Annotated in this window: 25 protein-coding genes; 9 read left to right on the plus strand and 16 right to left on the minus strand. The window is 63.0% G+C overall.

The genetic code is table 11. The features are described from left to right. The first annotated feature begins 67 nt into the window (after positions 1-67). On the plus strand, positions 68-220 hold the full coding sequence (locus R1W01_RS09410; RefSeq protein WP_243614499.1) for a hypothetical protein: 153 nt from the start codon (positions 68-70) through the stop codon (positions 218-220). An 86-nt stretch (positions 221-306) separates the two neighbouring features. Here R1W01_RS09410 and phbB read toward each other — a convergent pair whose 3' ends face one another. From phbB to R1W01_RS09425, 3 genes are all read right to left on the minus strand, one after another. Beyond that, positions 307-1029, minus strand: coding sequence for an acetoacetyl-CoA reductase (gene phbB, locus R1W01_RS09415; protein WP_243614498.1), 723 nt, complete (start codon positions 1027-1029; stop codon positions 307-309). 200 nt (positions 1030-1229) lie between these two features. Continuing rightward, positions 1230-2405, minus strand: a complete 1176-nt coding sequence (locus R1W01_RS09420; protein WP_243614497.1) for an acetyl-CoA C-acetyltransferase — start codon at positions 2403-2405, stop codon at positions 1230-1232. Positions 2406-2556: 151 nt separating this feature from the next. Beyond that, entirely contained in the window at positions 2557-3414 is an 858-nt protein-coding gene (locus R1W01_RS09425) for an EAL domain-containing protein (protein WP_297758772.1), read from the minus strand. Positions 3415-3525: 111 nt separating this feature from the next. Here R1W01_RS09425 and R1W01_RS09430 point away from each other — a divergent pair, with 111 nt between their 5' ends. Further along, complete coding sequence (locus R1W01_RS09430; protein ID WP_297758462.1) at positions 3526-4110, plus strand: DNA-3-methyladenine glycosylase I; 585 nt, start codon at positions 3526-3528, stop codon at positions 4108-4110. A 69-nt stretch (positions 4111-4179) separates the two neighbouring features. Then, positions 4180-5052, plus strand: coding sequence for a glycosyltransferase family 2 protein (locus R1W01_RS09435; protein WP_297758465.1), 873 nt, complete (start codon positions 4180-4182; stop codon positions 5050-5052). A gap of 9 nt (positions 5053-5061) precedes the next feature. On the opposite strand, the gene R1W01_RS09440 is transcribed toward R1W01_RS09435, so the two are convergent. The 3 genes from R1W01_RS09440 to R1W01_RS09450 form a co-directional block, all read right to left on the minus strand. Then, complete coding sequence (locus tag R1W01_RS09440; RefSeq protein WP_243614493.1) at positions 5062-5985, minus strand: sterol desaturase family protein; 924 nt, start codon at positions 5983-5985, stop codon at positions 5062-5064. Continuing rightward, a complete protein-coding gene (locus R1W01_RS09445) occupies positions 5982-6371 on the minus strand; it encodes a hypothetical protein (protein WP_297758470.1) in 390 nt (129 codons plus the stop codon). The genes R1W01_RS09440 and R1W01_RS09445 overlap by 4 nt, the downstream gene beginning before the upstream one ends. A 75-nt stretch (positions 6372-6446) precedes the next feature. Then, positions 6447-7049 (minus strand): TlpA family protein disulfide reductase, encoded by a 603-nt coding sequence (locus tag R1W01_RS09450; protein ID WP_297758473.1) that lies wholly within the window; start codon positions 7047-7049, stop codon positions 6447-6449. Between the two features lie 21 nt (positions 7050-7070). Here R1W01_RS09450 and argH point away from each other — a divergent pair, with 21 nt between their 5' ends. Together argH and R1W01_RS09460 are read left to right on the plus strand one after the other, a co-directional pair. Next, positions 7071-8459 carry an argininosuccinate lyase gene (argH, locus tag R1W01_RS09455; protein ID WP_297758476.1) on the plus strand — a complete coding sequence of 463 codons (1389 nt, stop codon included), beginning with the start codon at positions 7071-7073 and terminating at the stop codon, positions 8457-8459. Between the two features lie 38 nt (positions 8460-8497). Next, positions 8498-8671, plus strand: a complete 174-nt coding sequence (locus tag R1W01_RS09460) for a hypothetical protein (protein WP_243614489.1) — start codon at positions 8498-8500, stop codon at positions 8669-8671. 111 nt (positions 8672-8782) lie between these two features. Here the strand turns inward: R1W01_RS09460 and R1W01_RS09465 are convergent, their stop codons facing one another. The 3 genes from R1W01_RS09465 to R1W01_RS09475 form a co-directional block, all read right to left on the minus strand. Beyond that, on the minus strand, positions 8783-11380 hold the full coding sequence (locus tag R1W01_RS09465; RefSeq protein ID WP_317275209.1) for a TIGR02302 family protein: 2598 nt from the start codon (positions 11378-11380) through the stop codon (positions 8783-8785). Positions 11381-11413: 33 nt separating this feature from the next. Beyond that, positions 11414-12679 (minus strand): diaminopimelate decarboxylase, encoded by a 1266-nt coding sequence (lysA, locus tag R1W01_RS09470; RefSeq protein WP_297758482.1) that lies wholly within the window; start codon positions 12677-12679, stop codon positions 11414-11416. 84 nt (positions 12680-12763) lie between these two features. Continuing rightward, positions 12764-13879 carry a zinc-ribbon domain-containing protein gene (locus R1W01_RS09475; protein ID WP_297758485.1) on the minus strand — a complete coding sequence of 372 codons (1116 nt, stop codon included), beginning with the start codon at positions 13877-13879 and terminating at the stop codon, positions 12764-12766. 143 nt (positions 13880-14022) lie between these two features. On the opposite strand from R1W01_RS09475, the gene R1W01_RS09480 reads away from it, so the two are divergent. The 4 genes from R1W01_RS09480 to R1W01_RS09495 are packed head-to-tail and all read left to right on the plus strand — an operon-like array spanning position 14023 to position 16928. Beyond that, entirely contained in the window at positions 14023-14700 is a 678-nt protein-coding gene (locus tag R1W01_RS09480) for a cell division ATP-binding protein FtsE (RefSeq protein ID WP_243614485.1), read from the plus strand. Continuing rightward, positions 14697-15599 (plus strand): cell division protein FtsX, encoded by a 903-nt coding sequence (locus tag R1W01_RS09485; protein ID WP_411028155.1) that lies wholly within the window; start codon positions 14697-14699, stop codon positions 15597-15599. The genes R1W01_RS09480 and R1W01_RS09485 overlap by 4 nt, the downstream gene beginning before the upstream one ends. Beyond that, positions 15596-16336, plus strand: a complete 741-nt coding sequence (locus tag R1W01_RS09490) for a lysophospholipid acyltransferase family protein (RefSeq protein WP_243612686.1) — start codon at positions 15596-15598, stop codon at positions 16334-16336. Before R1W01_RS09485 ends, R1W01_RS09490 begins: the two co-directional genes overlap by 4 nt. After that, positions 16323-16928 carry a pyridoxamine 5'-phosphate oxidase family protein gene (locus tag R1W01_RS09495; protein ID WP_297758489.1) on the plus strand — a complete coding sequence of 202 codons (606 nt, stop codon included), beginning with the start codon at positions 16323-16325 and terminating at the stop codon, positions 16926-16928. The genes R1W01_RS09490 and R1W01_RS09495 overlap by 14 nt, the downstream gene beginning before the upstream one ends. 119 nt (positions 16929-17047) lie before the next feature. On the opposite strand, the gene lpdA is transcribed toward R1W01_RS09495, so the two are convergent. From lpdA to R1W01_RS09530, 7 genes are all read right to left on the minus strand, one after another. After that, the gene (lpdA, locus tag R1W01_RS09500; RefSeq protein WP_317275210.1) at positions 17048-18445 is read right to left on the minus strand and encodes a dihydrolipoyl dehydrogenase; all 1398 of its coding nucleotides are present in this window, start codon (positions 18443-18445) and stop codon (positions 17048-17050) included. A 47-nt stretch (positions 18446-18492) separates the two neighbouring features. Next, on the minus strand, positions 18493-18885 hold the full coding sequence (locus R1W01_RS09505; RefSeq protein ID WP_243612683.1) for an MAPEG family protein: 393 nt from the start codon (positions 18883-18885) through the stop codon (positions 18493-18495). Positions 18886-18920: 35 nt separating this feature from the next. Continuing rightward, on the minus strand, positions 18921-19190 hold the full coding sequence (locus R1W01_RS09510) for a hypothetical protein (RefSeq protein ID WP_243612682.1): 270 nt from the start codon (positions 19188-19190) through the stop codon (positions 18921-18923). A 76-nt stretch (positions 19191-19266) separates the two neighbouring features. Then, the gene (locus tag R1W01_RS09515) at positions 19267-19677 is read right to left on the minus strand and encodes an MAPEG family protein (protein ID WP_243612681.1); all 411 of its coding nucleotides are present in this window, start codon (positions 19675-19677) and stop codon (positions 19267-19269) included. A 118-nt stretch (positions 19678-19795) separates the two neighbouring features. Then, complete coding sequence (gene odhB / locus R1W01_RS09520) at positions 19796-21286, minus strand: 2-oxoglutarate dehydrogenase complex dihydrolipoyllysine-residue succinyltransferase (protein ID WP_243612679.1); 1491 nt, start codon at positions 21284-21286, stop codon at positions 19796-19798. Between the two features lie 3 nt (positions 21287-21289). Further along, positions 21290-24250: a 2-oxoglutarate dehydrogenase E1 component gene (locus tag R1W01_RS09525; RefSeq protein WP_297758497.1), complete on the minus strand. Its 2961-nt coding sequence runs from the start codon at positions 24248-24250 to the stop codon at positions 21290-21292. Beyond that, the gene (locus R1W01_RS09530; RefSeq protein ID WP_297758500.1) at positions 24247-24747 is read right to left on the minus strand and encodes a DUF805 domain-containing protein; all 501 of its coding nucleotides are present in this window, start codon (positions 24745-24747) and stop codon (positions 24247-24249) included. Before R1W01_RS09530 ends, R1W01_RS09525 begins: the two co-directional genes overlap by 4 nt. Positions 24748-24759: the final 12 nt, after the last annotated feature.

The following is a 24759-nucleotide window of genomic DNA, read 5'->3' on the forward strand; positions in this document are numbered from 1 at the left end:
TGTATGCATGTTTTGCGTGGTCCATATTGGGTGCAGTTCAGAAATGTTTGCCCAAGGAGGCCACAAGATGATCGAAGCGACCACATCCGCCCAAACCCGCGCTGGTTTTGCCGCGGCCCATGCGGCCCGTGGCGAGGCGTTCAAGTCTGTTTTGCGGTGGCTTTTCCGGCCTGGAGATGCCCCGCTGGCAGAGGACTGCCTTACGGAGCCGTGCCGCTGATCCTGCGTTTCGCGAGATCTTACGGCACCAAAAGAAAAGGGCCGGTCGCAAGGACCGGCCCTTTTTGATGTCTGGCTGTCTATGGCTCAGACGAAGAACTGTGCACCGTTGGCCGAGATGGTCGAGCCGTTGATGAAGCCCGCATCGTCGGAGGCGAGGAAGGACACGCAGCGCGCGATTTCTTCGGGTTCGCCAAGGCGACCGGCCGGGATCTGGCCGATGATCGATTCGCGGACCTTCTCCGGCACAGCCATGACCATTTCGGTCGCAATGTAGCCGGGGCAGATGGCGTTGGCGGTGATGCCGGCGCGGGCGCCTTCCTGAGCCAGCGACTTGACGATGCCGAGATCGCCCGCCTTGGTCGCGGCATAGTTCACCTGGGCGAACTGGCCTTTCTGGCCGTTGATCGAGGAGATCACGACGATGCGGCCGAATTTGCGCTCGCGCATGCCCGGCCAGATCGGGTGAATGGTGTTAAACACGCCGGTGAGGTTGGTGTCGATCACCTCGTGCCACTGCTGCGGGGTCATCTTGTGGAAGGGGGCGTCACGGGTGATGCCCGCGTTGGCGACGACGATGTCGATGGGCCCGAGTTCTTCCTCGACCTTGGCGATGCCTGCGGCGGAGCTTTCATAGTCGCCGACATTCCATTTGTAGGTCTTGATGCCGGTTTCCTCGGTGAACTTGGCGGCGGCCTCGTCATTGCCAGCGTAGGTTGCGGCGACGGTGCAACCGTCGGCTTGCAGGGCTTTGGAAATGGCTGCGCCGATGCCGCGCGATCCGCCGGTGACTAGTGCTACTCTTGCCATGGTGTTCCTCCAATTAGGCGTGTGTCGTTGGGTAATTCTGTTACGCATAAAATGCTGTATGTGCAACATTGTTGCGTGAATAATTTTGCCGCAGCGCGGCTATTTCTGCCGGAATGGTGTAAAAACTGCATGTCACGGCAACGAAAAAGGGGCGCCGGATTGGGCGCCCCTCTGGATCGTTCAAGCCATCAGGGCGCGTCTCAGGGGCGCTCAAGGCACATGGCAACGCCCATGCCGCCGCCGATGCAGAGCGTGGCGAGGCCTTTCTTGGCGTCGCGGCGCTTCATTTCGAAGAGCAGGGTGTTGAGGATACGCGCGCCGGAGGCGCCGATCGGGTGACCGATGGCGATGGCGCCGCCGTTCACGTTCACGATCGAAGGATCCCAGCCCATGTCTTTGTTCACGGCGCAAGCCTGTGCGGCGAAGGCTTCGTTGGCTTCGACCAGATCGAGATCCGACGCGGACCAGCCCGCCTTGTCGAGCGCTTTGCGCGACGCGTAGATCGGGCCAACGCCCATGATCGACGGATCGAGACCGGCGGTCGCGTAGGAGGCGATGCGCGCGAGCGGCTCGATGCCGCGCTTCTCGGCCTCGTCAGCAGTCATCAGAAGGGCGCCAGCGGCCCCATCATTGAGACCCGAGGCGTTGGCCGCAGTCACGGAGCCGTCCTTGGTAAAGGCCGGGCGCAGTTTCTGCATGGCTTCCATAGTGGCGCCGTGGCGGATGTATTCATCGGCATCGACGATGGTCTCGCCCTTGCGGGTCTTGACGGTGAACGGCGTGATCTCGTCGGCGAACTTGCCTGCCTTCTGGGCGGCTTCGGCCTTGTTCTGCGAGGCGACAGCGAATTCGTCCTGCTGTTCGCGGGAAATCTGCCATTGCTCGGCGACGTTTTCGGCGGTTTGGCCCATGTGATAGCCGTTGAACGCGTCCCAGAGGCCGTCCTTGATCATCGAGTCGATGTATTTGACGTCACCCATTTTGACACCAGCGCGCAGGTGCGCGACGTGGGGCGACAAGGTCATGTTTTCCTGACCACCCGCCGCGACGATGGCGGCGTCACCAAGTTGGATGTGCTGGGCGGCGAGGGCCACGGCGCGCAGGCCGGAGCCACAGACCTGGTTGATGCCCCATGCGGCGGCTTCCTTGGGGAACCCGGCGTTGATGTGGGCTTGGCGCGCGGGGTTCTGACCCTGGCCGCCGGTAAGGACCTGGCCGAGAATGGTCTCGGACACCTCGGAGGCATCGACACCGGCGCGTGCGATCAGGGCTTGCAGGACGGTGGCACCGAGATCGTGGGCGGGGGTGTTCGCGAAGGAGCCGCCAAAGCTGCCGACGGCGGTCCGGGCCGCGGAGGCGATCACTACGTTGGTCATGTTTCTATTCCTCTACCGTATGACTTGGTCAAAGGTGTTCGGATGTCGCCAGGAATTCAAGCAGTCACCCGCGCCTTCGTGGCGTTGCTTAACGGATTTGCCGCGCTGCGGCAACGGATATCCTGACGCAGGGCGAAACGATATTGCGTCGTTACGCGGCGTCCCGGTTATTTTTGTTATTTTTCTTGGATTTGGAAACCCAGGGCGGCGAGACGGTGGGGGCGCCGAAAAGATACCCCTGAAGACAATCGATCCCGACAGAGGCGAGGGTCTTTGCCTCGTCGGGGTGTTCAACCCGTCCCGCGACAGTCAGCATGCCGAGATTGCGGGCGATGGCGGCGGTGCCCGCGGCGATGGCCTGCGATTCGATGTCGGATTGCACGCCACGGATGAGGCCGCCATCAAGCTTCAGAATGTCGAAGAAGAAATCCTTGAAGCTGCGCAAAGCGCCGTGGCGCGCGCCGAAATCGTCGAGGGCAAAGGCAATGCCTTGCGGCTGAAGTTCGTCCATAAAGCCGCGCACGAGTTCCGGCACCTGAAGCACCGAAGGTTCCGACAGTTCGAGGATCAGGCGCCCGGCGATGTCCGCGCGCCGCGACAGGCCGCGCCGGAGCGTCGTCATCCAAGGGGCATAGCCGATGGAGCGGGCCGACATGTTCACGGAAAGACGCAGGTCGGGGTTGGTAAAAAGGCTCGCGAGGCTTTTCTCGAGGGCGCGGCAATCGAGCATGCGGCCAAGTTCGTCCTCTTCCACAGCGGCCATGAAATCCTTGGCCGGGATGACGCGCCCGGTTTCGTCAAGGGCACGGATCAGGGCCTCGTGAAACACCGGCGCATTGGGCGGTGCGGCCGCGACCACGGGTTGAAAGGCGAGGAGCACCTGTTTGTGGGTCACCGCCTCGCGCACCATGTCGAGCGTGCGCCGATCCCGCGAGGTTACGGCGGCGTCGAGCGGTGACTCTTCGCCGGGCGCGAGCCGCGCCAGATCGCGTTTGCGCATCCGTCCCATTGGCATGCCCCCCAGGCTTGCTATTGCAGTCGCCGTCAGAATGACGCCACAGTCGTAAACAGGTCGCTAAAGGCGGCATTTGAGGAAAAGGCGAAACAAGGGGTGCGCGCGATGGGGGAGAGATGTGGCTGGGCCGGGTCGGAGGAGATCTATCTCGACTATCATGACACGGAATGGGGGCGGCCCGAATATGACAGCCGCGCGCTCTGGGAAAAGCTTATCCTTGATGGGTTTCAGGCGGGGCTGAGCTGGATCACGATCCTTAAGAAACGGGACAATTTCCGCGAGGCTTTTGAAGGGTTTGATCCGAATATCATTGCCGAATGGGGCGAGGCGGATATGCTGCGCCTTCTCGGCAATCCGGGGATCATCCGGCATCGCGGCAAGATCGAGGCGACCATCGGCAACGCCCGCGCCTGGCAAGAGATCGAGGCGCGGGAGGGGTTTGACAGATTTCTGTGGAAATACGTCGATTTCGCGCCGCTGCAGAACCGGTTTGAGACCATGGCGGACGTCCCCGCACAGACCGAATTGTCGCAACAAATTTCAAAGGATTTGAAGAAAGCGGGCTTTCGTTTTTGTGGGCCGACCATTGTATATGCCTTCATGCAGGCAGTGGGGATGGTGAATGACCATCTCTTGACCTGCCCGGCCCATGCGCCTTGTGCGCAGGAAGGTCGCACGACGCCGTTTTGAGGCTTGGTGTGGGGACGGGCCCGTTTTAGGGTCGGGCCAAAGAAGGACGAGCAGAAGGAACCCCGCGACATGGCATTGAAGATCTGTGCCTTGACGATGGTCTACAGGGACTACTGGGCGCTATCGCGTTGGTACGCGCACCATGGGGCGGAGCTTGGGGCGCAGAACCTTTTTGTCATCAACCACGGCGACGACCCGAAGATCGCCGAGATCTGTCCGGGGGCGCAGATTCTTCCGATCGAGCGCGGCGACCTGTCGAACTTTGACCGGACCCGTAGCGAGATTATCGACCAGTTTCACGCCGAATTGGCGCGGGAATACGATTGGGTGATCCGCACGGATGCGGATGAACTCCTGCTCTATGACCCCGACCAGCACGAGAGCCTTGTGGCGCTCTTTGCCAAGGAAAGCGCGCCGGTTCTGACGGCGCTTGGATTTGACCTTGTGGAGATGCCCCGCAACGCACCGATGGCACGTGGCCCGGTTTGCAGGCAACGGCGCAATGTCCTTTTTACGGGGCATTATTCCAAGGCCGTCGCCGCGCGCGGTTTTCAGAAGTTCCGCCTGCACGGGGTCGAGGTTGCCCCTGAGGCGCTGGAGACCTTTCCCTACCACATGCCCCGCGGATTCTATCTGGCGCATCTGAAATACGCCAACCTTGAGGCCCTTTCGCAAGCCAATGTGGTGCGCCGTGAGGTTGTCGCGGCGGCCCACTCGGGCAAGCCGGGCCGCGCCTGGGCAGAGGCGGATGACGAGGCGATGGAATTTCTGAAGCAGTTCCACAGCTATTTCAAGCGCCCGTGGGAGAAGGCCGAGGCAAAGGCCTATGCGCGTCTGTCCGTGGATCCTGCGCGGGTGGCACGGTCCTCAGTGGTGCGCGCGCAAAAGTTCAAGCCGACCCATCGCACGAAGCTCCCGGATCGGTTTGCGGAACTCGGCTAGTCGCAAAGATCAGAAGCCGGGCGAGTCGCGATCCTCGGGGCGTTTGGAGAGGTGATGCGCCTTGATCTCGTCCGAGGTCATGCGGCTGCCATCATGGCTCCAGCCCGGAGGGGCGACGGCATACATGAGCCGTTGGCGCAGCGTCAGGCCGCGCTGGGTCATGTCGCGGAAGATGGCGATCCATTCATGGAAGGCGACGCGCAGCGGGTTGAACGTGCCGAGGTTATGCACGAGGCCGAAATCAACCTTTTCCTCCTCCTGTTCAGGCACGAAGGTGCCGAACATCTTGTCCCAGATGATGAACACCCCAGCATAGTTGCAATCGAGGTAGCGCGGGTTGCGGCCATGATGGACGCGGTGATGAGAGGGCGTGTTCATCACAGCCTCGAACCAGCGGGGCATCTTGCCGATCGCTTCGGTATGAATCCAGAACTGGTAGATCAGGTTCAGGCCACCGACGAAGAAGATCATCGCCGGGTGAAAGCCCAAGAGGACAAGCGGCGCGCGGACCACCATCATGAAGGTGAAGGTATAGGTCCATGTCTGGCGCAGGGCGGTGGTCAGGTTGTAATGCTGCGAAGAGTGGTGATTGACATGGCTTGCCCAGACCCACCGCACGCGATGGCCAAAGCGATGCACCCAGTAATAGCGCAGGTCATCAAGCACGAAGCAGAGCGCCACCACCCACCAAGAGGTGCCAAGGTCAAGTGGTGTCACCTCCCAGAGCATCATGAAGAAGCCCCATGCGATGAATCCAAGCGCCACGCCCGAAGCGACATTGCCCGCTCCCATAATGAGCGAGGTCACCGCATCGCGGGTCTCGTAGCGCCCGCCACGGCCCTTGATGTTGATCCATAGGAGTTCGATCAGGATGGCAGCGATGAAGAAGGGAACGGCGTAGTTCACCACGTCGGGGTAGGAAATATCGGTCATGCGCGGAGGGCTTCCTTCCAGCGGGGGCGGTCTTCGGGGGTAAGGGTCACGGTCACGCGGGGGGCACCCACATCGTGTAGGCGGATGTCAAATCCGGTCTCGGTCTCACGCAGGTTGGACCCGGCGAGGGGGCGGGCGACAGTATCGGCGCCAAAGCACCAGACGAGCCCGGCATCGCCAGTGTCCATGAGGATCAGGGCGGCGCGTTGATCGGCGCTCAATTGGGCGTCGGTGGCGGGGAGTTCGGGGAATTCGCGCGCCCATGCAGCGAGGGCCTCAGCCCTGTCGGCAAGGCGGCGCGGTGCGGTCAGGCCAAGTAAGTGCAGGATCACGGCGATTCCCGCGATCCCGATCACGACGACCGGTATAAGCACGCTCAGCGGCATGATGTCCTCCCTCGCGGCGATTAAGCCAAAGGCAGGCGTAGCTGTCAAAGCAGCCCTTACGTAAGCGGTCGGCGGCTAGCGTGTGGCGGCAATCACCTCGGCGAGGACGGCGCGGGCCGACTCGGCGGACCAGTCCGCCTCGCCGGTCAGGCGGGCAATTTCGCGCCCTTCGCGGTCGATCAACACAGTGATCGGAAGGCCAAGCACGACCATATCGCGGGCGATATCCTGTTGCGGGTCGCGGTATTGCGGCAGCGCCTCGACCCCGATTTCCTCAAAGAAGGCCTCGATGGCGGGCGGTGCATTGCGCCCGGTCGCCAGCGTCACCACGGCAAACTCGTCGCCACCAAGGTCTCGGGCGATTTCCTCGAGCATTGGCATTTCCTTGCGGCAGGGCGGGCACCACGTGGCCCAGAAATTCAGGAGCACCACCTTGCCCTCAAAGTCGGCGAGCGTCATCTCGCCGCCATCGGGTGTCACGAAAGGCTTTTCCGAGACCGCGCGCGGCGCGGGGTGGAAGTTCAATTTCTTCATATCGCCGGTTCGCAGGGCGGCGGCGGCGCTCATGTCTGCGCTTGAACCGACCGTGGCCGGGTTGCGTAGGGTGACAAAGGCGATTGCTGCAATTGCGCCAAGCGCGAGGGCCATGTAAACCAGCGCGGACTTCGATATTTTCATAACCCCTCCGAAGGGAAACCCATGACCAAAGATTCCTCGAACCAGATGTGGGGCGGCCGCTTTGCCGCCGGGCCGGACGCGATCATGGAGGCAATCAATGCCTCGATCGGGTTCGATCAGCGGATGGCGGCGCAGGACATTGCCGGCTCGCGGGCCCATGCGGCGATGCTCGGCGCAACGGGCATCCTGACAGATAGCGATGTGTCCGCCATTCGGGAAGGGCTCCTCACGGTCTTGTCAGAGATCGACGGCGGCACTTTCGCCTTTTCCACCGCGCTCGAGGATATCCACATGAACGTGGAAGCGCGTCTCAAGGACATCATCGGCGAACCGGCGGGCCGCCTGCACACGGGCCGGAGCCGCAACGATCAGGTTGCGACCGATTTCAAACTCTGGGTGCGCGATCAGATCGACGCCGCGATTTCGGGGCTCGAGGCGCTCATGCGTGCGCTTCTGACGCAGGCCGAGGCGGGCGCGGATTGGGTTATGCCGGGCTTTACCCACCTGCAAACCGCGCAACCTGTGACATGGGGCCATCACATGATGGCTTATGTCGAGATGTTCGGGCGCGACAAGTCCCGCTTTGAAGATGCGCGCCGCCGGATGAACGAATCGCCCCTCGGCGCGGCTGCCCTCGCAGGCACCTCTTTTCCCATCGATCGCCATATGACAGCCGAGGCGCTTGGCTTTGACCGGCCCGCGGCCAACTCGCTCGATGCGGTGTCGGATCGCGATTTCGCGCTGGAATTCCTCGCCGCGGCCTCGATCTGTGCCATGCACCTGTCGCGCTTTGCCGAAGAGCTTGTGATCTGGTCCTCGGCGCAGTTCCGTTTCGTGACCCTCTCGGACCGGTTCTCGACCGGCTCGTCGATCATGCCGCAAAAGAAGAACCCGGACGCAGCGGAATTGATCCGTGCCAAGATCGGACGGATTTTCGGGGCGAACGTGGCGCTGATGACGGTGATGAAGGGGCTGCCGCTGGCCTATTCCAAGGACATGCAGGAAGATAAAGAACAGGTCTTTGATGCCGCCGACAACCTGATGCTGGCGCTTGCTGCGATGGAAGGCATGGTCAAGGACATGAGCGCCAACCGCGAGAGCCTCGAAGCCGCCGCTGGCTCTGGCTTTTCGACCGCCACCGACCTTGCCGATTGGCTTGTGCGGGCGCTGGGCATGCCGTTCCGCGATGCGCATCACGTGACGGGCACGCTGGTCGCCATGGCCGAGGCGCGCGGCTGTGATCTGCCGGACCTGTCGCTGGATGATATGCAATCGGTACATGGTGCCATCACTGAGGATGTGTTCGGCGTGCTTGGCGTGCATAACTCGGTCGCCTCGCGCATGTCCTATGGCGGCACTTCGCCAGTGCGGGTGCGTGAACAGATCGCACGCTGGAAAGACGCGCTCTGAACCGCTATCCTTGGCGGCAACCTGAACGGAGAGATCCCATGCGTATCGCTGTTGTCCTTCTCGGTGCCGCCTTGTTGGCTGGCTGTGGTGTGGATGGCGCGCCGGAAACCCCGACCATGCACACGACGATCGGTGTTGGCACGGGCGGCGTCTTTGGCGCCACCCATGTGACCAAGGGACCGTTTACCATCACGCTTGGCACAGGGCTCTGACCCACCTGTCTTCTCCTTTGTAGAAATACTCCCGCCGGAGGCCACCCGAGGCGGCGCGCCGCAGGCGCAAAGACGAGAGAACATGGGCGCCCCTTGGGGCGCTCTTTTTGATTAGAAACGGTCGAGCAGGCGGCGCAGGTAGTTGCGTTCTTCCTCGCTGCGCTCTGTCTCGCCAGCGCGGCGGCGGATCTCGTCGAGAAGATCGCGGGCCTGCCGGTAGACGTCTTCGCCCTGCAACATGTCTTCGCCGGGGCCGGATTGGCGCCCGCCATTGCCCGGACGGCCAAGCGGATCGGTGCCTTGGGCGGCGCCACGCATGTCTTGGCCTTGCTGGCCTTGCCCCTGTTGCTGGTTGCGGGCCATCGCCTCGCCAAGGTTGCGCATGCCTTCGCGCATCTGATCCATGGCCTCGGCCTGTCGGTCGATGGCTTCGGCAAGATCGTCACCGCGCAGGGCCTGTTCGGCCCCGTCCATCGCGTCGCCCGCCCGGTCGAGCGCGTCGCCTGCGGCCTGACCTTCCTCGGTGTTCTGTCCCGGCATGTTGCGGCGCAGGGCATCAAGTTGTTCGCGCAATTGTTGCTGACGTTCGGCGAGGCTGCGTTCCTCCGCGCCTTCTCCGGGGTTTTGGCCCTGGCCTTGTTGACCCTCACCGCCATCGCCCGTGCCATCATGCGCCTGCCCACGGCCTTCGCCGCCGTTGCGGCCGGTGTTTTCGCCGGATTGGCCACGATTTGCATCGGGGTTGAAGCGCTCTTGCAACTGGCGGAAGGCCTCGTCCGAGAGCCCCTGCTGATTGCGCAGCGTATCGGCTAGATCGCGCATGGCGCGGTCGCCGGGGTTCTGTTCGCCATTGCCCTCGCCGTCCTGCGTGACGCGCATGTTCTCCATCATCTCTTGGAATTCCTGGAGCGCCTGCATGGCTTCGGCCATGCGGCCCTGTTCCATGAGTTCCTGAATACGGTCCATCATGCGCTGCAGATCGTCATTGTTGAGCGTGGTGCTGTTCTCGGAGAATTGCCGCTCGGTCTCGTCTCCGTTCTCGCGCTCTTGGTTCTGCTGACGGGCCAGTTCGCGCAGGTAGTCTTGTGTCGCCTCGCGTAATTCCTGCATCAGGCGGGCGATTTCCGAATCGGAGGCGCCGTTCTTCATCGCTTCGGCAAGGCGGTCGCGGGCGCGCTGCATCTTGGCGAGCGCGTCGTCGAGATTGCCTTCTTCGAGCAGGATGGCGAGATCCCAGAGTGCCTTGGCGTATTCCGTCTGCTGTGCGTCGGTGAGACCGTAGGGAAGGCTGTTCTCGAGGCGGCGCAGAATGGTGCGCATGCGCAGGTAGGTCGTCTCGGATTGGAAGACGCTTTCGCCGGGGCGGTGCGAAATGGCGCGCAGGAGTTGCGCGATACGGGGGGCGTTTTCCCGCGACCAGAGCAGGTCGCGGCGCAGTTCGATCACGGCTGCGGCGAGCGGATCAAAGAAACGCCGTGCCGGGAGCGGGATCGAAAGAGGTTCGGCCGCGCCGGTCTGGCTGGTGGCGTCTTCGACGGTGAGGGAGATGGTCACCGGAAGATGCGCCCAGGGGTGCTCGGAAAAATCCTCGATCAGGACTTCTTCGAAGTCGGCCCGGCTGCCGGAGATCGGGAGCGGCAGGGCAATCTCGATCGCATCGCGCGGTTCCGGTGCGAGGCGTAGGCCATAGCGTCGATCCACCGAGGCGAGATCAAGCGCGATGCGGGCGGTGCCGCCGGTGACGGCGAAATCGTCCGAGGCGGCAAAGGGCAGGCTCATCTCACCGCGCGCCGAGACCGTGGCCTCGCCGTTGACCGTGACGCGCGGCGCGGTATCGGGAATGAGCGCGACATCCCAGTGGCGCCCGCCGGGGCCATCAATCGTGATCGCGCCGGAGCGGGCGATGGTGAAGCTTTGTTCCGGGGCGGCGGCGCTTGGCACGTCATCGGTGCGGGCCGAGACGGTTTCCGTGAGCGTCAGCGCGCCGACCTCGCCATAGAGACGGATAATGACCTCGCTTCCCTCGACGATCTCGAGGCTGCCGGCTTTGAGGTCGGGCAGGTAGAGCGCCGGTTTGCCGGTATGGAGCGGCGGCTCGACCCAGCCTTCCCATGAGGGGCCGGAGAGCGTTGCGGTGCTGCCGGGGGCTTGGCCTGCAACCGCTGCACCGACGGTGCCGAGACGCGAGAGCGAGCCGAACAGAAGCGCCACCGCCAGCGCCAGAAGCGCGATGTGGCGCAGACCGAAGGGATCGAACCGCGCAAGGCGCAGGTCTGGTTCGGGAGCGGAGACGCTTGAGAGGGTTGCGGTCATACGTGCGCGGTGCGCGGCCCAGACGGCCTCGGACCCGGTATCGCCAGAGCCAATGGCGGGCGTATCGGCCAGTGCGGCCAGCGGACGGGCGGGCAGTGTCGCATCAAGGCGGCGAATCGCGTCGTCACGGCGCGGCCAGCGGAAGCGGCGTAGCCCATGCCAGAAGAGCCAAATTGCGGCGGTTGCAGAGATCAGGCCAAGCGACCAGATCAGTTCGAGAGACAGCTGTTCGTGTAGGCCCATCAGGGCGGCTGCGAGCAGGAGGATCAAGAGCGACCAAAGCGGCCAGAACCCACGCAGAAGCGTTTCGGCAAGAAGACCGGCGCGCGTCACAAAGAGCGCCCGCGCGACGCGGCGCGCGGTGGTCTGTGGCATATTCGAGCGTTGATCGGCCATGGGCTACCTCGACGAACTGCGAGGTCTATTGCCTCACAGCCATTCAGGAATGGTATCTCGGTTTATCATTTCGTCCAAGGTTGGGCGTCGGCGGATAACCGCGAATTGATCGCCATGCACAAGGACTTCGGGGATCAGCGGGCGGGAATTATACTCGCTCGCCATCACTGCACCATAGGCGCCGGCACTGCGAAAGGCGATCAGGTCGCCTGCTGCCACGGGCTCCATGTCGCGGGCCTTGGCGAACGTATCGCCGGTTTCACAGACGGGGCCGACGATGTCGTAGCGGGCCTTCTCGAGTCCGGGCGCGCCTTCGATCACAGGGACGATATCGTGATGGGCCTCATACATGGCAGGGCGGATCAAATCGTTCATGGCGCCGTCAACGATCATGAAGGCGCGGTCTTCGCCTTCTTTGACGTAAATGACGCGCGACACCATGATCCCGGCATTGCCCGCGATGAGGCGGCCCGGTTCGATCTCGATCTCGCAACCGAGATGGCCGAGCGTTTCCTTGATGAGTGCGCCATATTCGATCGGCAAGGGGGGTGCGTCGTTGGAGCGGGTATAGGGAATCCCCAGCCCCCCCCCGAGATCAAGGCGCGAAATCTCATGCCCATCGGCGCGCAGCGTTTCGGTGAGCGCGGCGACTTTCTCGTAGGCGAGACGGAAGGGCTCCAGCTCGGTCAGTTGCGAGCCGATATGCACGTCGATCCCGATCACCTTCAGACCCGGCAGTTCGGCGGCGCGGGCATAGACCTCGCGGGCGCGGGAAATCGGGATGCCGAATTTGTTTTCGGACTTGCCCGTGGCGATCTTGGCGTGGGTCTTGGCGTCGACGTCCGGGTTGATGCGGATGGTGATCTGCGCGGTGGTCGAAAGCTCGGTCGCAACGCGGCTGATGACCTCCATTTCCGGCTCGGATTCGACGTTGAACTGTCGAATGCCACCGGTGAGCGCGGCGCGGATTTCCTCGTCGGTCTTACCAACGCCGGAGAAGACGATCTTGTCGCCCGACACGCCTGCGGCGATGGCGCGGGCATATTCGCCGCCCGAGACCACATCCATGCCAGCGCCAAGCGCAGCGAGGGTCTTGAGGATGGCCTGATTGGAGGCCGCTTTCATGGCGTAGCACACGAGATGGTCCATCCCGTCCAAGGCCTCGTCAAAAAGGCGGAAGTGCCGTTCGAGTGTTGCGGTCGAATAGCAATAGAAGGGCGTGCCGACCTCGGCCGCGATGTCTTCGACGGCTACGTCTTCGGCAAAGAGCCGTCCGTCACGATAGAGAAAATGATCCATGTCGCCGCCCTTTTCCGCGAAAGCCGCGCCACTCATAGAGCCAGCGCCACAGGCAATCAATCACAATGCGCGGGGCAGGAGGGATTACTGGCTGATATCGTCGCCAAGATTGCCGCCGGCAGCGGCCGCCTTGTCATCCAGCCAGAGCATGGCATCGGTCATCTGCGCGTCGAGCCAAAGGCGGACCGTGTTCATCTTGTCGACGAACGCTGTCACAAAAGGCTCGCCCGCGGGCCATGCTGCGATGATTTCGTTATTGTAGACATAGGCCAACAGAACGAATGACGCGAACAACATGGTAAAGCCAAACCCAAGGCGGAAACCGACACGGCGGCGGCGGCGCGTGTTCATGGCGACGACCGGGTTGTCTACGCGGCTCGGCTCGTCGGTCGAGCGCAGGGTCGAGTTGATTTCGTCGATATCCGGCAGCAGATCGCGGCGCGTGCCGTGTTGATCGCTTTCGGTGTCGGAGTCGGCCTCGTCGTTCTCGTCCACGTCCGGCTGGCCACGCATCCGGCGCATGCGGGCGCGGGCCTCGTCGGCGCGCGGGTCTGACTTGGGGGTGGCCGCAGCGGAATCCAGGCCGAGATCGGGCTGCGTTTCGAGGGCGCTTTCCGTGTCGTTGGCGCGTAGGCGGGCTTCGTGCGCGGCTTCTTCGCGCAGCACGTCGACCACTTCGGGATCGATCTGGCGACGCGGGCGCGGCGATGGTGAAACCGGGAATCGCCCGTCTTCGTCACCCTCGCCAGCGGGCGGCGCGTAGCGTTCGCGGGGCGCAGGTTCGAGCCGGTCTTCCAGCACCGGTTCTGCGTCCTCGGACAGATCGTCCGGCGCGGACTCGTCGGTAGGAGGCGCAAAGGCGTCGCCTTGCCCTCCGACCACATTATGCACGGCGCTTGTGATGTCGTCTTCGGCACTGTCGTCGAAGGCCATTTCGGGCGGCTGGACCTCGGTTTCGTCGATGCCGTCTTCGGGATCTTGTGCTGCGTCGTCTGTCGCAGGCCCGGTCAGCGAGTCGGGGGTCCAGCCTTCGTCCGGGGCCAACGCACCAAGATCGGCGGACATCTCGGCATCATGGTCAGGATGGACCTGAAACCACGTGTGTCCGCAGTTCGAACATTGTACATCCCGCCCGTTTTCGGGAATGACCTCGACAGGCACCTCATATTGTGCGCCGCAATTCGGGCAACTCAGCCGCATCTTGTCTCTCTGGTGTCCCCAACCAACATTCCCTGCAGCATATGGCGGAACGCCGCGCAGCGAAAGGGCAAAGCCGCGTCGCGAAAGATTGCAACTATGGCGATGCTGCGGCACAACAGGTTGAAAGAAGCGAGGGACGGAATTTGATCGAGTTGGAGAATATCGCCTATAGCTATGGCGGGGGAGAATTGCTGAGCGATATCTCTCTCAAGCTGTCGCCGGGCTCGTTCCATTTTCTGACCGGCCCGTCCGGTTCAGGCAAGACCACCTTCCTTAAGCTATGCTATGGCGCGCTTGTCCCAACGGCGGGACAGGTGCGGATTTTTGATCAGGACGTGCGCGAGATGGATCGTGACGATCACGCGCTGGCGCGGCGGCGTGTCGGGGTCGTGCACCAGGATTGTCAGTTTCTCGATCACCTGCCGGTTGCCGATAATGTGGCGCTGCCGCTCATGGTGTCGGGGCGCGACGAACTTGAGAACGTGTCGAACCTCAAGGAGCTCATGCATTGGGTCGGGCTTGGCAATCGGGCAAGCGCCTTGCCGCCGGAATTGTCAGGCGGGGAACGGCAGCGCGCGGCGCTGGCCCGTGCGGTCATCATGTCGCCGGATGTGGTTCTTGCAGACGAACCGACGGGCAATGTCGATTGGGAAATGTCGCAGCGGCTTTTGCAGTTGTTGATCGAACTCAACCGCATGGGCAAGACGATCATGATCGCCACCCATGACCTCAACCTGATCCGCGCCGCCAAGTCCAAGGTGCAGGCGCGGGTTCTTCGGATCGCGGGGCGTAAACTTCAACTCGCGGGGGCGGATCTGTGAGCGCGGTGACCAAGATCATCGCCTTCGTGGCGGGCGACGTACAGCGCGACCGGGTCGTGCCGCCGTCCGGGATCACTGCGCGGCTCACGGCCTTTGCCGCGGCGGCGATGGCGTTTCTTGCGGTCTTTGCATTGGCCTTGTCACTGGCGTCGGGGCGGCTTGCGGCGCGCTGGGGCGACGAGCTGGCGCGCAGTTCGACACTGAGGATTTCCGCGCCCGAGGAGCAGATGGCGCAACAGACGACGGCGGCGCTTCGGGTGCTCGAGACCACGCCGGGTATCGCCTCGGCGCGTGCCCTATCGGAAGAGGAACAGCGGCTTTTGCTCGCGCCGTGGTTCGGGCCGGACCTGCCTGTCGATAGCTTGCCGATTCCGCAACTGATCGAGATCCTAGAGAGTGACGAGGGCTATGACGCCGCCGGGCTGCGCCTGCGGCTTCAGGCGGAGGTGCCGGGGGCGGTGCTTGATGATCACACGCGTTGGCGCAAGCCGCTGGAACAGGCGGCGGGGCGGCTTCGGATGTTGGGCTTGTTGTCGGTGGTGCTTATCGCGGCGACCACGGCGGCGATGATCACGCTGGCGGCGCAAGCGGCGCTTGCGGCCAACGCGCAGGTGATTGCAGTCTTGCGTCTTGTCGGGGCGCGGGATGGCTATATCGCGCAGGCCTTCGTGCGCCGGTTCACGCTACGCGCCCTTGGCGGGGCTGCGGCCGGGACGTTGATCGGTATGGGGGCGGTGATGCTTCTGCCTGCGGCCTCGGCGGAGGGTGGTTTTCTAACGGGGCTTGGGTTCCGGGGGGCGGGATGGTTCTGGCCGCTGCTGATCCCGCCACTGGCAGGGGCGGTGGCCTATCTCGCGACCGGGCAGGCCGCGCGGCGGGTCTTGAGGGAGTTGGCTTGATGATCGCAATACGCTGGGCTTTGTCCATTCTTTATGTGGTGCAGAATGCAGTGATGATGCTCGTGATGGGGATCGTGTTTCTGCCTTGGGCGATCTTCTCGCCAAAGGGCGCGATGATGGCCTGCAAGAGCTATGCACGCTGGGCGATCTGGACCGCGCGCTGGATGGTGGGTATCCGCAGCGAAGTGCGCGGCACGGTGCCTACAGATGCCGTGCTTGTCGCGGCAAAGCATCAGTCGTTCCTAGATATCCTGATGATCTTCAACGCGGTGCCTCAGCCGCGCTTCATCATGAAATACGAGCTGATGTTCACGCCGATCATCGGCCTTTACGCATGGCGGCTCGGCTGTGTGCCGGTGCGGCGCGGCAAGCGGGGCGCGGCGATCAAGGCCATGCTTGAGGATGTGGACAGCGGGCGCGTGGCGCCGGGACAGCTCGTGATCTATCCGCAGGGCACGCGGGTTCCGGCGGGGCAGTATCGACCCTACAAGGTTGGTCCCTACGTCCTCTACAAGGAAACGGGGCAGGCGGCGGTGCCTGTGGCGACCAACGCGGGGCTGTTCTGGCCCAAGGGCACCATGCTGCGCACGCCGGGGTTGGCCGTGGTTGATTTCCTCGACCCGATCGCGCCGGGCCGTGGCCAGGAGCCTTTCATGCAGCATCTCGAGACAGTGGTCGAAGACCGGTCCAATGCGCTTATGCGCGAAGCGGGGTTTGACGCAGATGCCATACGTTGAGGACATCGCAACGCTTGAGGCGCTCTATGGCACGCCGGGGGCGGCATCGCTCCGCAAGGTGGTGCATCGCCTGACGCCGCTCTATCGCGAATGGATCCTGTCTTCGCGCTTTTGCATCGTCTCGACCGTCGGGCCGGACGGCACGGATGGCAGCCCGCGGGGCGATGACGGTCCTGTGGTGCGGGCGCTGGATGATCAGACGCTTGCCCTACCAGATTGGCGCGGCAACAACCGTATGGACACGCTGCGCAATATCGTTGCCGATGGGCGCATTTCGCTTCTTTTCATGGTGCCGGGGTCAAACACCGTTGTGCGCGTGAACGGGCGGGCGAAGGTCACGACAGACACCGCGCTTTGCGAGAGCTTCGAGATCAAAGGCAAGCATCCGCGTTCTGTCATCGTGATCCGCATCGGCGAGATCTACAGCCAATGTGCCCGTGCGCCGATGCGGGCGCAGCTATGGGAGAGCGGCGACCAAAGCGCGGACCTGCCCACGGTGGGCGCGCTGCTTGCCGAAGCCTCGGACGGAGAAGAGGGTGGCGCGGCCTATGATGAGGGCTGGGCCGAGCGGGCGGCGAAGTCGATGTGGTAGCGCCGAAATAGTCTTTTGGAAGACTTTTTCGGCGGTAGAGTTTCCTAGAAAATTCTTGGGCTTGAAAGAAGAACGGCGGACCGAGAGGCCCGCCGTTTCTGATTTCTGAAGACCGGGGATCAGCTATGGATCGGGCCATCACCGCAGGCCAGCGCGGCCTCGCGCACGGCTTCGGAATAGGTCGGGTGGGCGTGGCAGGTCAGGGCGATGTCCTGCGCCGAGGCGCCGAATTCCATCGCGACGCAGATCTCGTGGATCATGTCGCCCGCGGCCGGGCCGATGATCGCAGCGCCAAGCACGCGGTCGGTTTCGGCGTCGGTGATGATCTTGACGAAGCCGCCCTCGGCCTGATGCACGGCTTTGGCGCGGGCGTTGCCCATGAACATGAACTTGCCGGTTTTGACCTTGCGGCCCTCTTTCTTGAGGTCTGCCTCGGTTGCGCCGACGGTGGCCACTTCGGGGGTCGTGTAGACCACGCCGGGGATCACGCCGTAGTTCACATGACCATGCTTGCCCGCGATGACCTCGGCGACGGCCATGCCTTCGTCCTCGGCTTTGTGGGCGAGCATCGGGCCTTCGATGACATCGCCGATGGCGTAGATGCCGGGCACGTTGGTCGCCCAATGGGCGTCTGTGGCGATCTGGCCGCGTTCGGTCAGCTTGACGCCAACCGTGTCGAGGCCGAGGCCTTCGACAAAGGGTTTGCGGCCCGTGGCGACGAGAACGACATCGGCGTCGAGCACCTCTTCATCGCCGCCGGCCTTGGGCTGATACTTGACCTTGGCCTTGGTCTTGGTGGCCTCGACGCCTTGCACGGCGGCGCCCATGATGAAGGAGAGGCCTTGCTTCTCGAGGATGCGCTTGAAGCTGCGCTGGACGTCTGCGTCCATTCCGGGGCAGACGGCATCCATGTATTCCACGACCGTCACCTCAGAGCCGAGGCGGGCATAGACGGAGCCAAGCTCGAGCCCGATGACGCCTGCGCCGATCACGACCATTTTCTTGGGCACTTTCGGCAGGTCGAGCGCGCCGGTGGAATCGACGACGATCCCCTTGTCGTTCTCGACTTCGACGCCCGGAAGCGCGGAGGGCACAGAGCCGGAGGCGATCACGATGTTCTTGGTCTCATAGGTCGTATCTCCGACCTTGACCTTGCCCGCGGCCTCGATGGTGCCATAGCCTTTGAGCCAGTCGATCTTGTTCTTTTTAAAGAGGAATTCGATGCCGCCTGTGTTCTGACCGACGACGTTCGATTTGTATTCCTTCATCTGTTTCCAGTCGACCGAGGGCGCTTTTCCCTTGAGGCCCATGTCGGCAAAATTGTGCTGGGCTTCGTGCAGGCTATGGGTCGCGTGCAGGAGGGCTTTGGAAGGGATACAGCCGACGTTCAGGCAGGTGCCGCCGAGGGTGTCGCGGGCTTCGACCACGGCGGTCTTGAGGCCGAGCTGAGCACAGCGGATGGCAGAGACGTAGCCGCCGGGGCCGGCGCCGATGATGATGACGTCATATTGGGACATGGGGATGGTCCTTTCTTGAAAACGCGGGGAGACGCGTGGCGTGTAATTCAGAAGAAACTCGCGATGATCATTGCAAAAGTGGCAGCGAGTCCAATGAGATAGAGATAAGAGCGGCCGGGCACCCAGGCGTTGGCGTAGGCCGGGAGATAGAGGGCGCGGGCGGCGACGAAGATCCAGGCGCAGGCGGCGGTGAAGAGCGAGTTGCTCTCGGTCAGGGAGACCAGCACGACAGCGATGATGAAGGGGCCGATATTCTCGGTATGGTTCGAGAGCGCGCGACGCAGGCGGCCCGTGGTCTCGGAGCAGCGGTCTTCGATGCCTTCACGGGTGCCGACATTGGCCTTGCGGCCGATATCGGACTCGAGCGATTTCTGCGACCACATCACGGCAACAAGGTGGATCAGGGCGGTTGCGGCCAAGGCGGCGAGTTCGAGTGTCATACGCGTTTCTCTTTTCTTTTCCGTCGGTTGCCGGGTCAGGCCGGGGTCAGCATCTTGAGGCTCACATGGGTGACGCCATCGCGTTCAAGGTGCATGGCGAGTTCTTCGGAGTCAAAGAAAGCGCGCGCCTTGTCGAGATCGGCTACGGCGAAAAGGGCAACGGCGTGGTTCGGCTGATCCGGGTCGCGCCAGACATTGAGATCGACAATGCCAACGGCCTTGCGGGAGCGGGCATCGGCCTTGAACACGTTGAGCCAGGCGTCGAAATCGGCGACATCGGCTTGCCAGAGGATATGCGTTGCCATGGGTCTTGTCCTTTGGTGCGGGGCGAAAACAGGGGTCTGTATCGCGTCGGTATTGCGTCGGTGCGGTTTCAGTGTGTCACAGGAGTGCCGCCACGAGAAGAAGGAGCGTCGCCAGAAGCCCCACGGCCCAGAATAGCGAGCGCCACGGCACCCAGCCGAAGGCATAGGCCGGGACATAGAGGACGCGGGCGACAAGGTAGGTATAGGCGCAGGCGGCGGTGAACGGAGTCGATTTCTCGGCCAGCGTGACCACCAGCACGGCGATGGAAAACAGGATCAGCCCCTCGAAATGATTGTTCATCGCCCGGTGCAGCCGCGCGGTGCGGCGCGAGACCTGCTCCATCAGCGGCTTCTTGAGCCGGTCCGGATCGCGGGGTGAGAGCGTCTTGCCCGTGCCAAGCTCGAGATTGGCAGGGACCGCCATGAGGACGATCTGGCCGATCTGGAGGATCGCGGCGAGGGTAAGGGCGGTGAGTTCGGGGGTCATTGGGTCACCGGGTGGGGTGGGTGACGCCCGCCCGGAGAGGCGGGGGCCGGTCTTTGCATTTGGTGGGTTGAAAACCCACCCTACGGGTTTGGCGCAGGGTGGGGATTTGATCCACCGATTACAGATCCATCAGCAGGCGGCGCGGGTCTTCGAGCGCTTCCTTGACGCGAACGAGGAAGGTCACGGCGCCTTTGCCGTCGACGATGCGGTGATCGTAGGAGAGCGCGAGATACATCATCGGGCGGATTTTGATCTCACCGTTGATGACCATCGGGCGGTCTTGGATCTTGTGCATGCCGAGGATACCCGACTGCGGCGGGTTGAGGATCGGCGAGGACATCAGCGAGCCGTAGACACCACCGTTGGAGATGGTGAAGGTGCCACCCTGCATTTCGGCCATGGAGAGCTTGCCGTCGCGGGCGCGGCGGCCTTTCTCGCCGATGGCTTTCTCGATCTCGGCAAAGGACATCTTGTCGGCGTCACGGATGACCGGCACGACGAGGCCTTGGGGCGTACCCGCAGCGATGCCCATGTGGACATAGTTCTTGTAGACGATGTCGGTGCCGTCGATCTCGGCGTTGACCTCGGGCACCTCTTTGAGGGCGTGGCAGCAGGCCTTGGTGAAGAAGGACATGAAGCCGAGACGCACGCCGTGCTTTTTCTCGAACTCGTCCTTGTACTGCTTCCGGAGCGCCATCGCCTCGGTCATGTCCACCTCGTTATAGGTGGTGAGGATCGCGGCGGTGTTCTGGGCGTCCTTGAGGCGGCGCGCGATGGTCTGACGCAGGCGGGTCATCTTCACCCGTTCCTCGCGTGCGGCATCGTCGGCGGCGACCGGTGCACGCGGCGCAGCAGCCGGGGCCGGTGCGGCGGCGGGCGCGATGGCGGCCTTGAGCACATCTTCTTTCATCACGCGACCGTCGCGGCCCGAGCCTTGGACGGTTGCCGGGTCGATGCCCTTCTCGGCCATCAGTTTGTTTGCCGAGGGCGCGTTCTCAACGTCCTTGCCGGTCGATGCGGCCGGGGCAGCGGCCGCCGGGGCCGCGGCAGGCGCCGCGACGGCGCCGGAGGACGAGATCACCGCGAGTTTCGCGCTTGCGTCCACGGTGGTGCCTTCGGCGGCTACGATTTCGGCCAGAACGCCAGCGGCGGGTGCAGGCACCTCGACGGAGACCTTGTCGGTTTCCAGTTCGCAGAGCATTTCGTCTTGGGCGACGCTATCGCCGACAGCCTTGAACCAAGTCGAGACGGTGGCCTCGGACACAGATTCACCAAGCGAGGGCACCATCACATCGACGCTATCACCGCCGGACTCTGCCGGGGCTGCGGCGGGGGCCGCTTCGGCCTTGGGCGCGGGGGCTGCTGCGGCACCGTCACCTGCGTTGATGACGGCGAGCAGGGCATCGACACCGACGGTTTCGCCTTCGGCGGCCACGATCTCGCCCATGACGCCAGCGGCGGGGGCGGGCACTTCGACGGTCACCTTGTCGGTTTCCAGCTCGCAGAGCATTTCGTCGGCGGCAACGGCGTCACCGGGTTGCTTGAACCATGTGGCGACGGTGGCCTCGGTCACGGATTCACCGAGGGTAGGGACGCGAACTTCGGTCATGGGTTAGTTTCCTTCCATGCTCAGCGCGGCATCCACCAGCGCTGCTTGTTGTGCTTTGTGTTGGCTTGCGAGGCCCGTTGCGGGCGAGGCCGAGGCCGGGCGACCGGCATAAACCGGGCGGGTGTGCTTGGCCTTGATGCGGGTCAGGGCCCATTCGATATTCGGCTCGATGAAGGTCCAGGCGCCCTGGTTCTTCGGCTCTTCCTGACACCAGACCATCTCGGCCCCTTTGAAGCGGTCGAGCTCCTGAATGAGGGAGTGGGCCGGGAACGGGTAGAATTGCTCGATCCGCAGGATGTAGATGTCGTCGATGCCGCGGGCATCGCGTTCTTCGAGGAGATCGAAGTAGACCTTGCCCGAGCACATGACGACGCGCTTGATGTCCTTGTCGGCCTTGAGTTTGGTATCGGAGTTGCCCTTCTGCGCATCGTCCCAGAGGACGCGGTGGAAGGAGGAGCCTTCGATAAAGTCCTCGGCCTCGGAGATGCAGAGCTTGTGACGCAGGAGCGATTTCGGCGTCATCAGGATCAGCGGCTTGCGGAACGAGCGGTGAATCTGGCGACGCAGGATGTGGAAGTAGTTCGCAGGCGTCGAACAGTTGGCCACGATCCAGTTGTCGCCACCGCACATTTGCAGGAAGCGTTCGAGGCGGGCGGAAGAGTGTTCCGGTCCCTGACCTTCGAAGCCGTGCGGCAGGAGGGTGACGAGGCCCGACATACGCAGCCATTTGGCTTCGCCCGACGAGATGAACTGGTCGAACATGATCTGTGCGCCGTTGGCGAAGTCGCCGAACTGGGCTTCCCAGAGGGTCAGGGCGTTCGGTTCGGCCAGCGAGTAGCCATATTCAAAGCCAAGCACCGCGTATTCCGAAAGGGCGGAGTCGATCACTTCGTATTGCGACTGGCCTTTGCGGATGTTGTTGAGCGGGTAGTAACGCTCTTCGGTGTCCTGGTTGATGAGGCCGGAGTGGCGCTGCGAGAAGGTGCCTCGGGTGGCATCCTGCCCGGCGAGGCGCACGGGGTAGCCCTCGGTCAAGAGCGAGCCAAAGGCCAGGGACTCGGCGGTGGCCCAGTCAAAGCCCTTGCCGGTCTTGAGCATCTCTTTCTTGGCTTCAAGAAGGCGACCCACGGTTTTGTGCAGCGGGAAGCCCTCGGGCGCCGTTGTCAGAGCGGTGCCAACATCCTTGAGCGTCTCTTCGGAAATCCAGGTCTGGCCACGCTGATAATCGCCGTCTTCGCGGTCAAGATGCGCCCAGCGACCGTCGAGCCAATCGGCTTTGTTCGGCTTGAACTCTTTGCCCGACTCGAACTCGTCGTTGAGCTTGGCTTGGAAGGCGGCCTTCATGTCCTCGATCTCGCCCTCGGGGATGAGGCCGTCTTGAACGAGGCGCTCGGTGTAGAGCGTCAGGGTCGTCTTGTGCTTCTTGATCCGCTTGTACATCACCGGGTTGGTGAACATGGGCTCGTCGCCCTCGTTGTGACCGAAGCGGCGGTAGCAGAACATGTCGATGACCACGTCCTTGCCGAATTTCTGGCGGAACTCGGTCGCGACCTTGGCGGCGTGCACCACGGCCTCGGGATCGTCGCCATTGACGTGGAAGATCGGGGCTTCGACGACGAGCGCGTTATCCGTCGGGTAGGGCGAGGAGCGCGAGAAGTGCGGTGCGGTGGTAAAGCCGATCTGGTTGTTGACCACGATATGCATGGTGCCACCGGTGCGGTGGCCGCGCAGGCCCGAAAGGGCGAAACATTCGGCCACGACGCCCTGACCGGCAAAAGCCGCGTCGCCGTGCAGGAGGATGGACATCACCTTGCGGCGTTCGGCATCACCGAGCTGATCCTGTTTGGCGCGGACCTTGCCGAGCACGACCGGGTTCACCGCCTCGAGGTGCGAGGGGTTGGCGGTCAGCGACAGGTGCACCTTGTTGCCGTCGAATTCGCGGTCAGAGGAGGCCCCGAGGTGGTATTTCACGTCGCCCGAGCCGTCCACGTCCTCGGGCTTGAAGCTACCGCCCTGGAATTCGTTGAAGATCGCGCGGTAGGGTTTCTGCATCACGTTGGCGAGCACCGAAAGGCGACCACGGTGCGGCATGCCGATCACGATTTCCTCGAGTCCGAGGTTGCCGCCGCGCTTGACCACCTGTTCCATCGCCGGGATCAACGCCTCGCCGCCATCAAGGCCGAAACGCTTGGTGCCCATGTATTTCACGTGCAGGAATTTCTCGAAGCCCTCGGCCTCGACAAGCTTGTTCAGGATCGCCTTGCGGCCCTCGCGGGTGAAGGTGATTTCCTTGTCATAGCCCTCGATCCGCTCTTTGAGCCAGCCAGCCTGTTCGGGATCGGAGATATGCATGTACTGGAGCGCGAAGGTGCCGCAATAGGTCCGCTTCACGATCTCAACGATCTGGCGCATGGTGGCGATCTCGAGGCCGAGCACCTTGTCGATAAAGATCGGGCGGTCCATGTCGGCGTCGGTAAAGCCGTAGGACTTGGGATCAAGTTCGGGGTGCGGGGTCTGGTCGCGCATGCCGAGCGGGTCGATGTCGGCAATCAGGTGGCCGCGAATGCGGTAGGCGCGGATGAGCATGAGGGCGCGGATCGAGTCCAGCACGGCGCGCTGAATCGCGTCATCGGTCACCTCGACGCCCTTCTCGGCGGCCTTGGATTTGATCTTGTCGCCTGCGGCTTTGGCCTCGACGGGTTCGGGCCATTCGCCGGTCAGGGCGGAGGTCATTTCATCGGCGGGCTGCGGCGGCCAGTCGGCGCGCTGCCAGGACGGACCGGCGGCCTCGCGTTTGACCGACATGTCGTCATCCCCAAGCTGGCGGAAGAAGTCGCGCCACGCCTCGTCCACCGCGTTCGGGTCGTTGGCATAGCGGGCATACATCTGTTCGAGATATTCCGCGTTATGCCCCTGCATGAAGGAGGAGGCATGGAAGATGTCGTTTGGGCTTTGGTCGGTCATGATGACACCTCATTAGGGTTGGGACCGTATTTATTGGGGCCTGGCTCGGAGGGACGGGTCAAGCGGAACACCAGCCGTGCCATGGTGATAAGGAAAGCGAGCGACAAGAGAGCATTCAGAGCCAGGATGCCGATCAGCCATCCTGCTGCGTCAGAGTCTTCGGAATTGAGAAAACCCATTGCAGTGATGACAAAAACCGCACCGTAGATTGCAAACACAAGGAGCGGCTCAAATGCCTGAAACCCACTCCGCCCCGTGTCATGCAGGCGTCGGAAGGTTGAGGACAGATACAAGACAGTAAAAACCACCAAGCCGAGAAGCCAGAGTTTGTAGGCGACGGTCTGCGTGCCGGGGGGGAGGCTGTCCACCAGTATGGCAGTTCCAAACAGGGTCAGGGTAGTAAAGCCGGAAAACCACCAGTATTCGGCCCGGCTGTCTCGTCCGGAAAAGGACAGTGCTTTCCGGAAGCCGTTTGCTATTGATTTCGTAGGTGCCATTAGACCTCCTCC

Origin of the sequence: Shimia sp. FJ5, assembly GCF_032918335.1 — a bacterium.
GTDB lineage: Bacteria > Pseudomonadota > Alphaproteobacteria > Rhodobacterales > Rhodobacteraceae > Shimia > Shimia aestuarii_A.

Excerpts from the sequence above, each read along its gene's own strand:
- R1W01_RS09410 (WP_243614499.1), top strand. The coding sequence starts at position 68 with ATGATCGAAGCGACCACATCCGCCCAAACCCGCGCTGGTTTTGCCGCG.
- phbB (WP_243614498.1), bottom strand. The coding sequence starts at position 1,029 with ATGGCAAGAGTAGCACTAGTCACCGGCGGATCGCGCGGCATCGGCGCA.
- R1W01_RS09420 (WP_243614497.1), bottom strand. The coding sequence starts at position 2,405 with ATGACCAACGTAGTGATCGCCTCCGCGGCCCGGACCGCCGTCGGCAGC.
- R1W01_RS09425 (WP_297758772.1), bottom strand. The coding sequence starts at position 3,414 with ATGGGACGGATGCGCAAACGCGATCTGGCGCGGCTCGCGCCCGGCGAA.
- R1W01_RS09430 (WP_297758462.1), top strand. The coding sequence starts at position 3,526 with ATGGGGGAGAGATGTGGCTGGGCCGGGTCGGAGGAGATCTATCTCGAC.
- R1W01_RS09435 (WP_297758465.1), top strand. The coding sequence starts at position 4,180 with ATGGCATTGAAGATCTGTGCCTTGACGATGGTCTACAGGGACTACTGG.
- R1W01_RS09440 (WP_243614493.1), bottom strand. The coding sequence starts at position 5,985 with ATGACCGATATTTCCTACCCCGACGTGGTGAACTACGCCGTTCCCTTC.
- R1W01_RS09445 (WP_297758470.1), bottom strand. The coding sequence starts at position 6,371 with ATGCCGCTGAGCGTGCTTATACCGGTCGTCGTGATCGGGATCGCGGGA.
- R1W01_RS09450 (WP_297758473.1), bottom strand. The coding sequence starts at position 7,049 with ATGAAAATATCGAAGTCCGCGCTGGTTTACATGGCCCTCGCGCTTGGC.
- argH (WP_297758476.1), top strand. The coding sequence starts at position 7,071 with ATGACCAAAGATTCCTCGAACCAGATGTGGGGCGGCCGCTTTGCCGCC.
- R1W01_RS09460 (WP_243614489.1), top strand. The coding sequence starts at position 8,498 with ATGCGTATCGCTGTTGTCCTTCTCGGTGCCGCCTTGTTGGCTGGCTGT.
- R1W01_RS09465 (WP_317275209.1), bottom strand. The coding sequence starts at position 11,380 with ATGGCCGATCAACGCTCGAATATGCCACAGACCACCGCGCGCCGCGTC.
- lysA (WP_297758482.1), bottom strand. The coding sequence starts at position 12,679 with ATGGATCATTTTCTCTATCGTGACGGACGGCTCTTTGCCGAAGACGTA.
- R1W01_RS09475 (WP_297758485.1), bottom strand. The coding sequence starts at position 13,879 with ATGCGGCTGAGTTGCCCGAATTGCGGCGCACAATATGAGGTGCCTGTC.
- R1W01_RS09495 (WP_297758489.1), top strand. The coding sequence starts at position 16,323 with ATGCCATACGTTGAGGACATCGCAACGCTTGAGGCGCTCTATGGCACG.
- lpdA (WP_317275210.1), bottom strand. The coding sequence starts at position 18,445 with ATGTCCCAATATGACGTCATCATCATCGGCGCCGGCCCCGGCGGCTAC.
- R1W01_RS09505 (WP_243612683.1), bottom strand. The coding sequence starts at position 18,885 with ATGACACTCGAACTCGCCGCCTTGGCCGCAACCGCCCTGATCCACCTT.
- R1W01_RS09510 (WP_243612682.1), bottom strand. The coding sequence starts at position 19,190 with ATGGCAACGCATATCCTCTGGCAAGCCGATGTCGCCGATTTCGACGCC.
- R1W01_RS09515 (WP_243612681.1), bottom strand. The coding sequence starts at position 19,677 with ATGACCCCCGAACTCACCGCCCTTACCCTCGCCGCGATCCTCCAGATC.
- odhB (WP_243612679.1), bottom strand. The coding sequence starts at position 21,286 with ATGACCGAAGTTCGCGTCCCTACCCTCGGTGAATCCGTGACCGAGGCC.
- R1W01_RS09525 (WP_297758497.1), bottom strand. The coding sequence starts at position 24,250 with ATGACCGACCAAAGCCCAAACGACATCTTCCATGCCTCCTCCTTCATG.
- R1W01_RS09530 (WP_297758500.1), bottom strand. The coding sequence starts at position 24,747 with ATGGCACCTACGAAATCAATAGCAAACGGCTTCCGGAAAGCACTGTCC.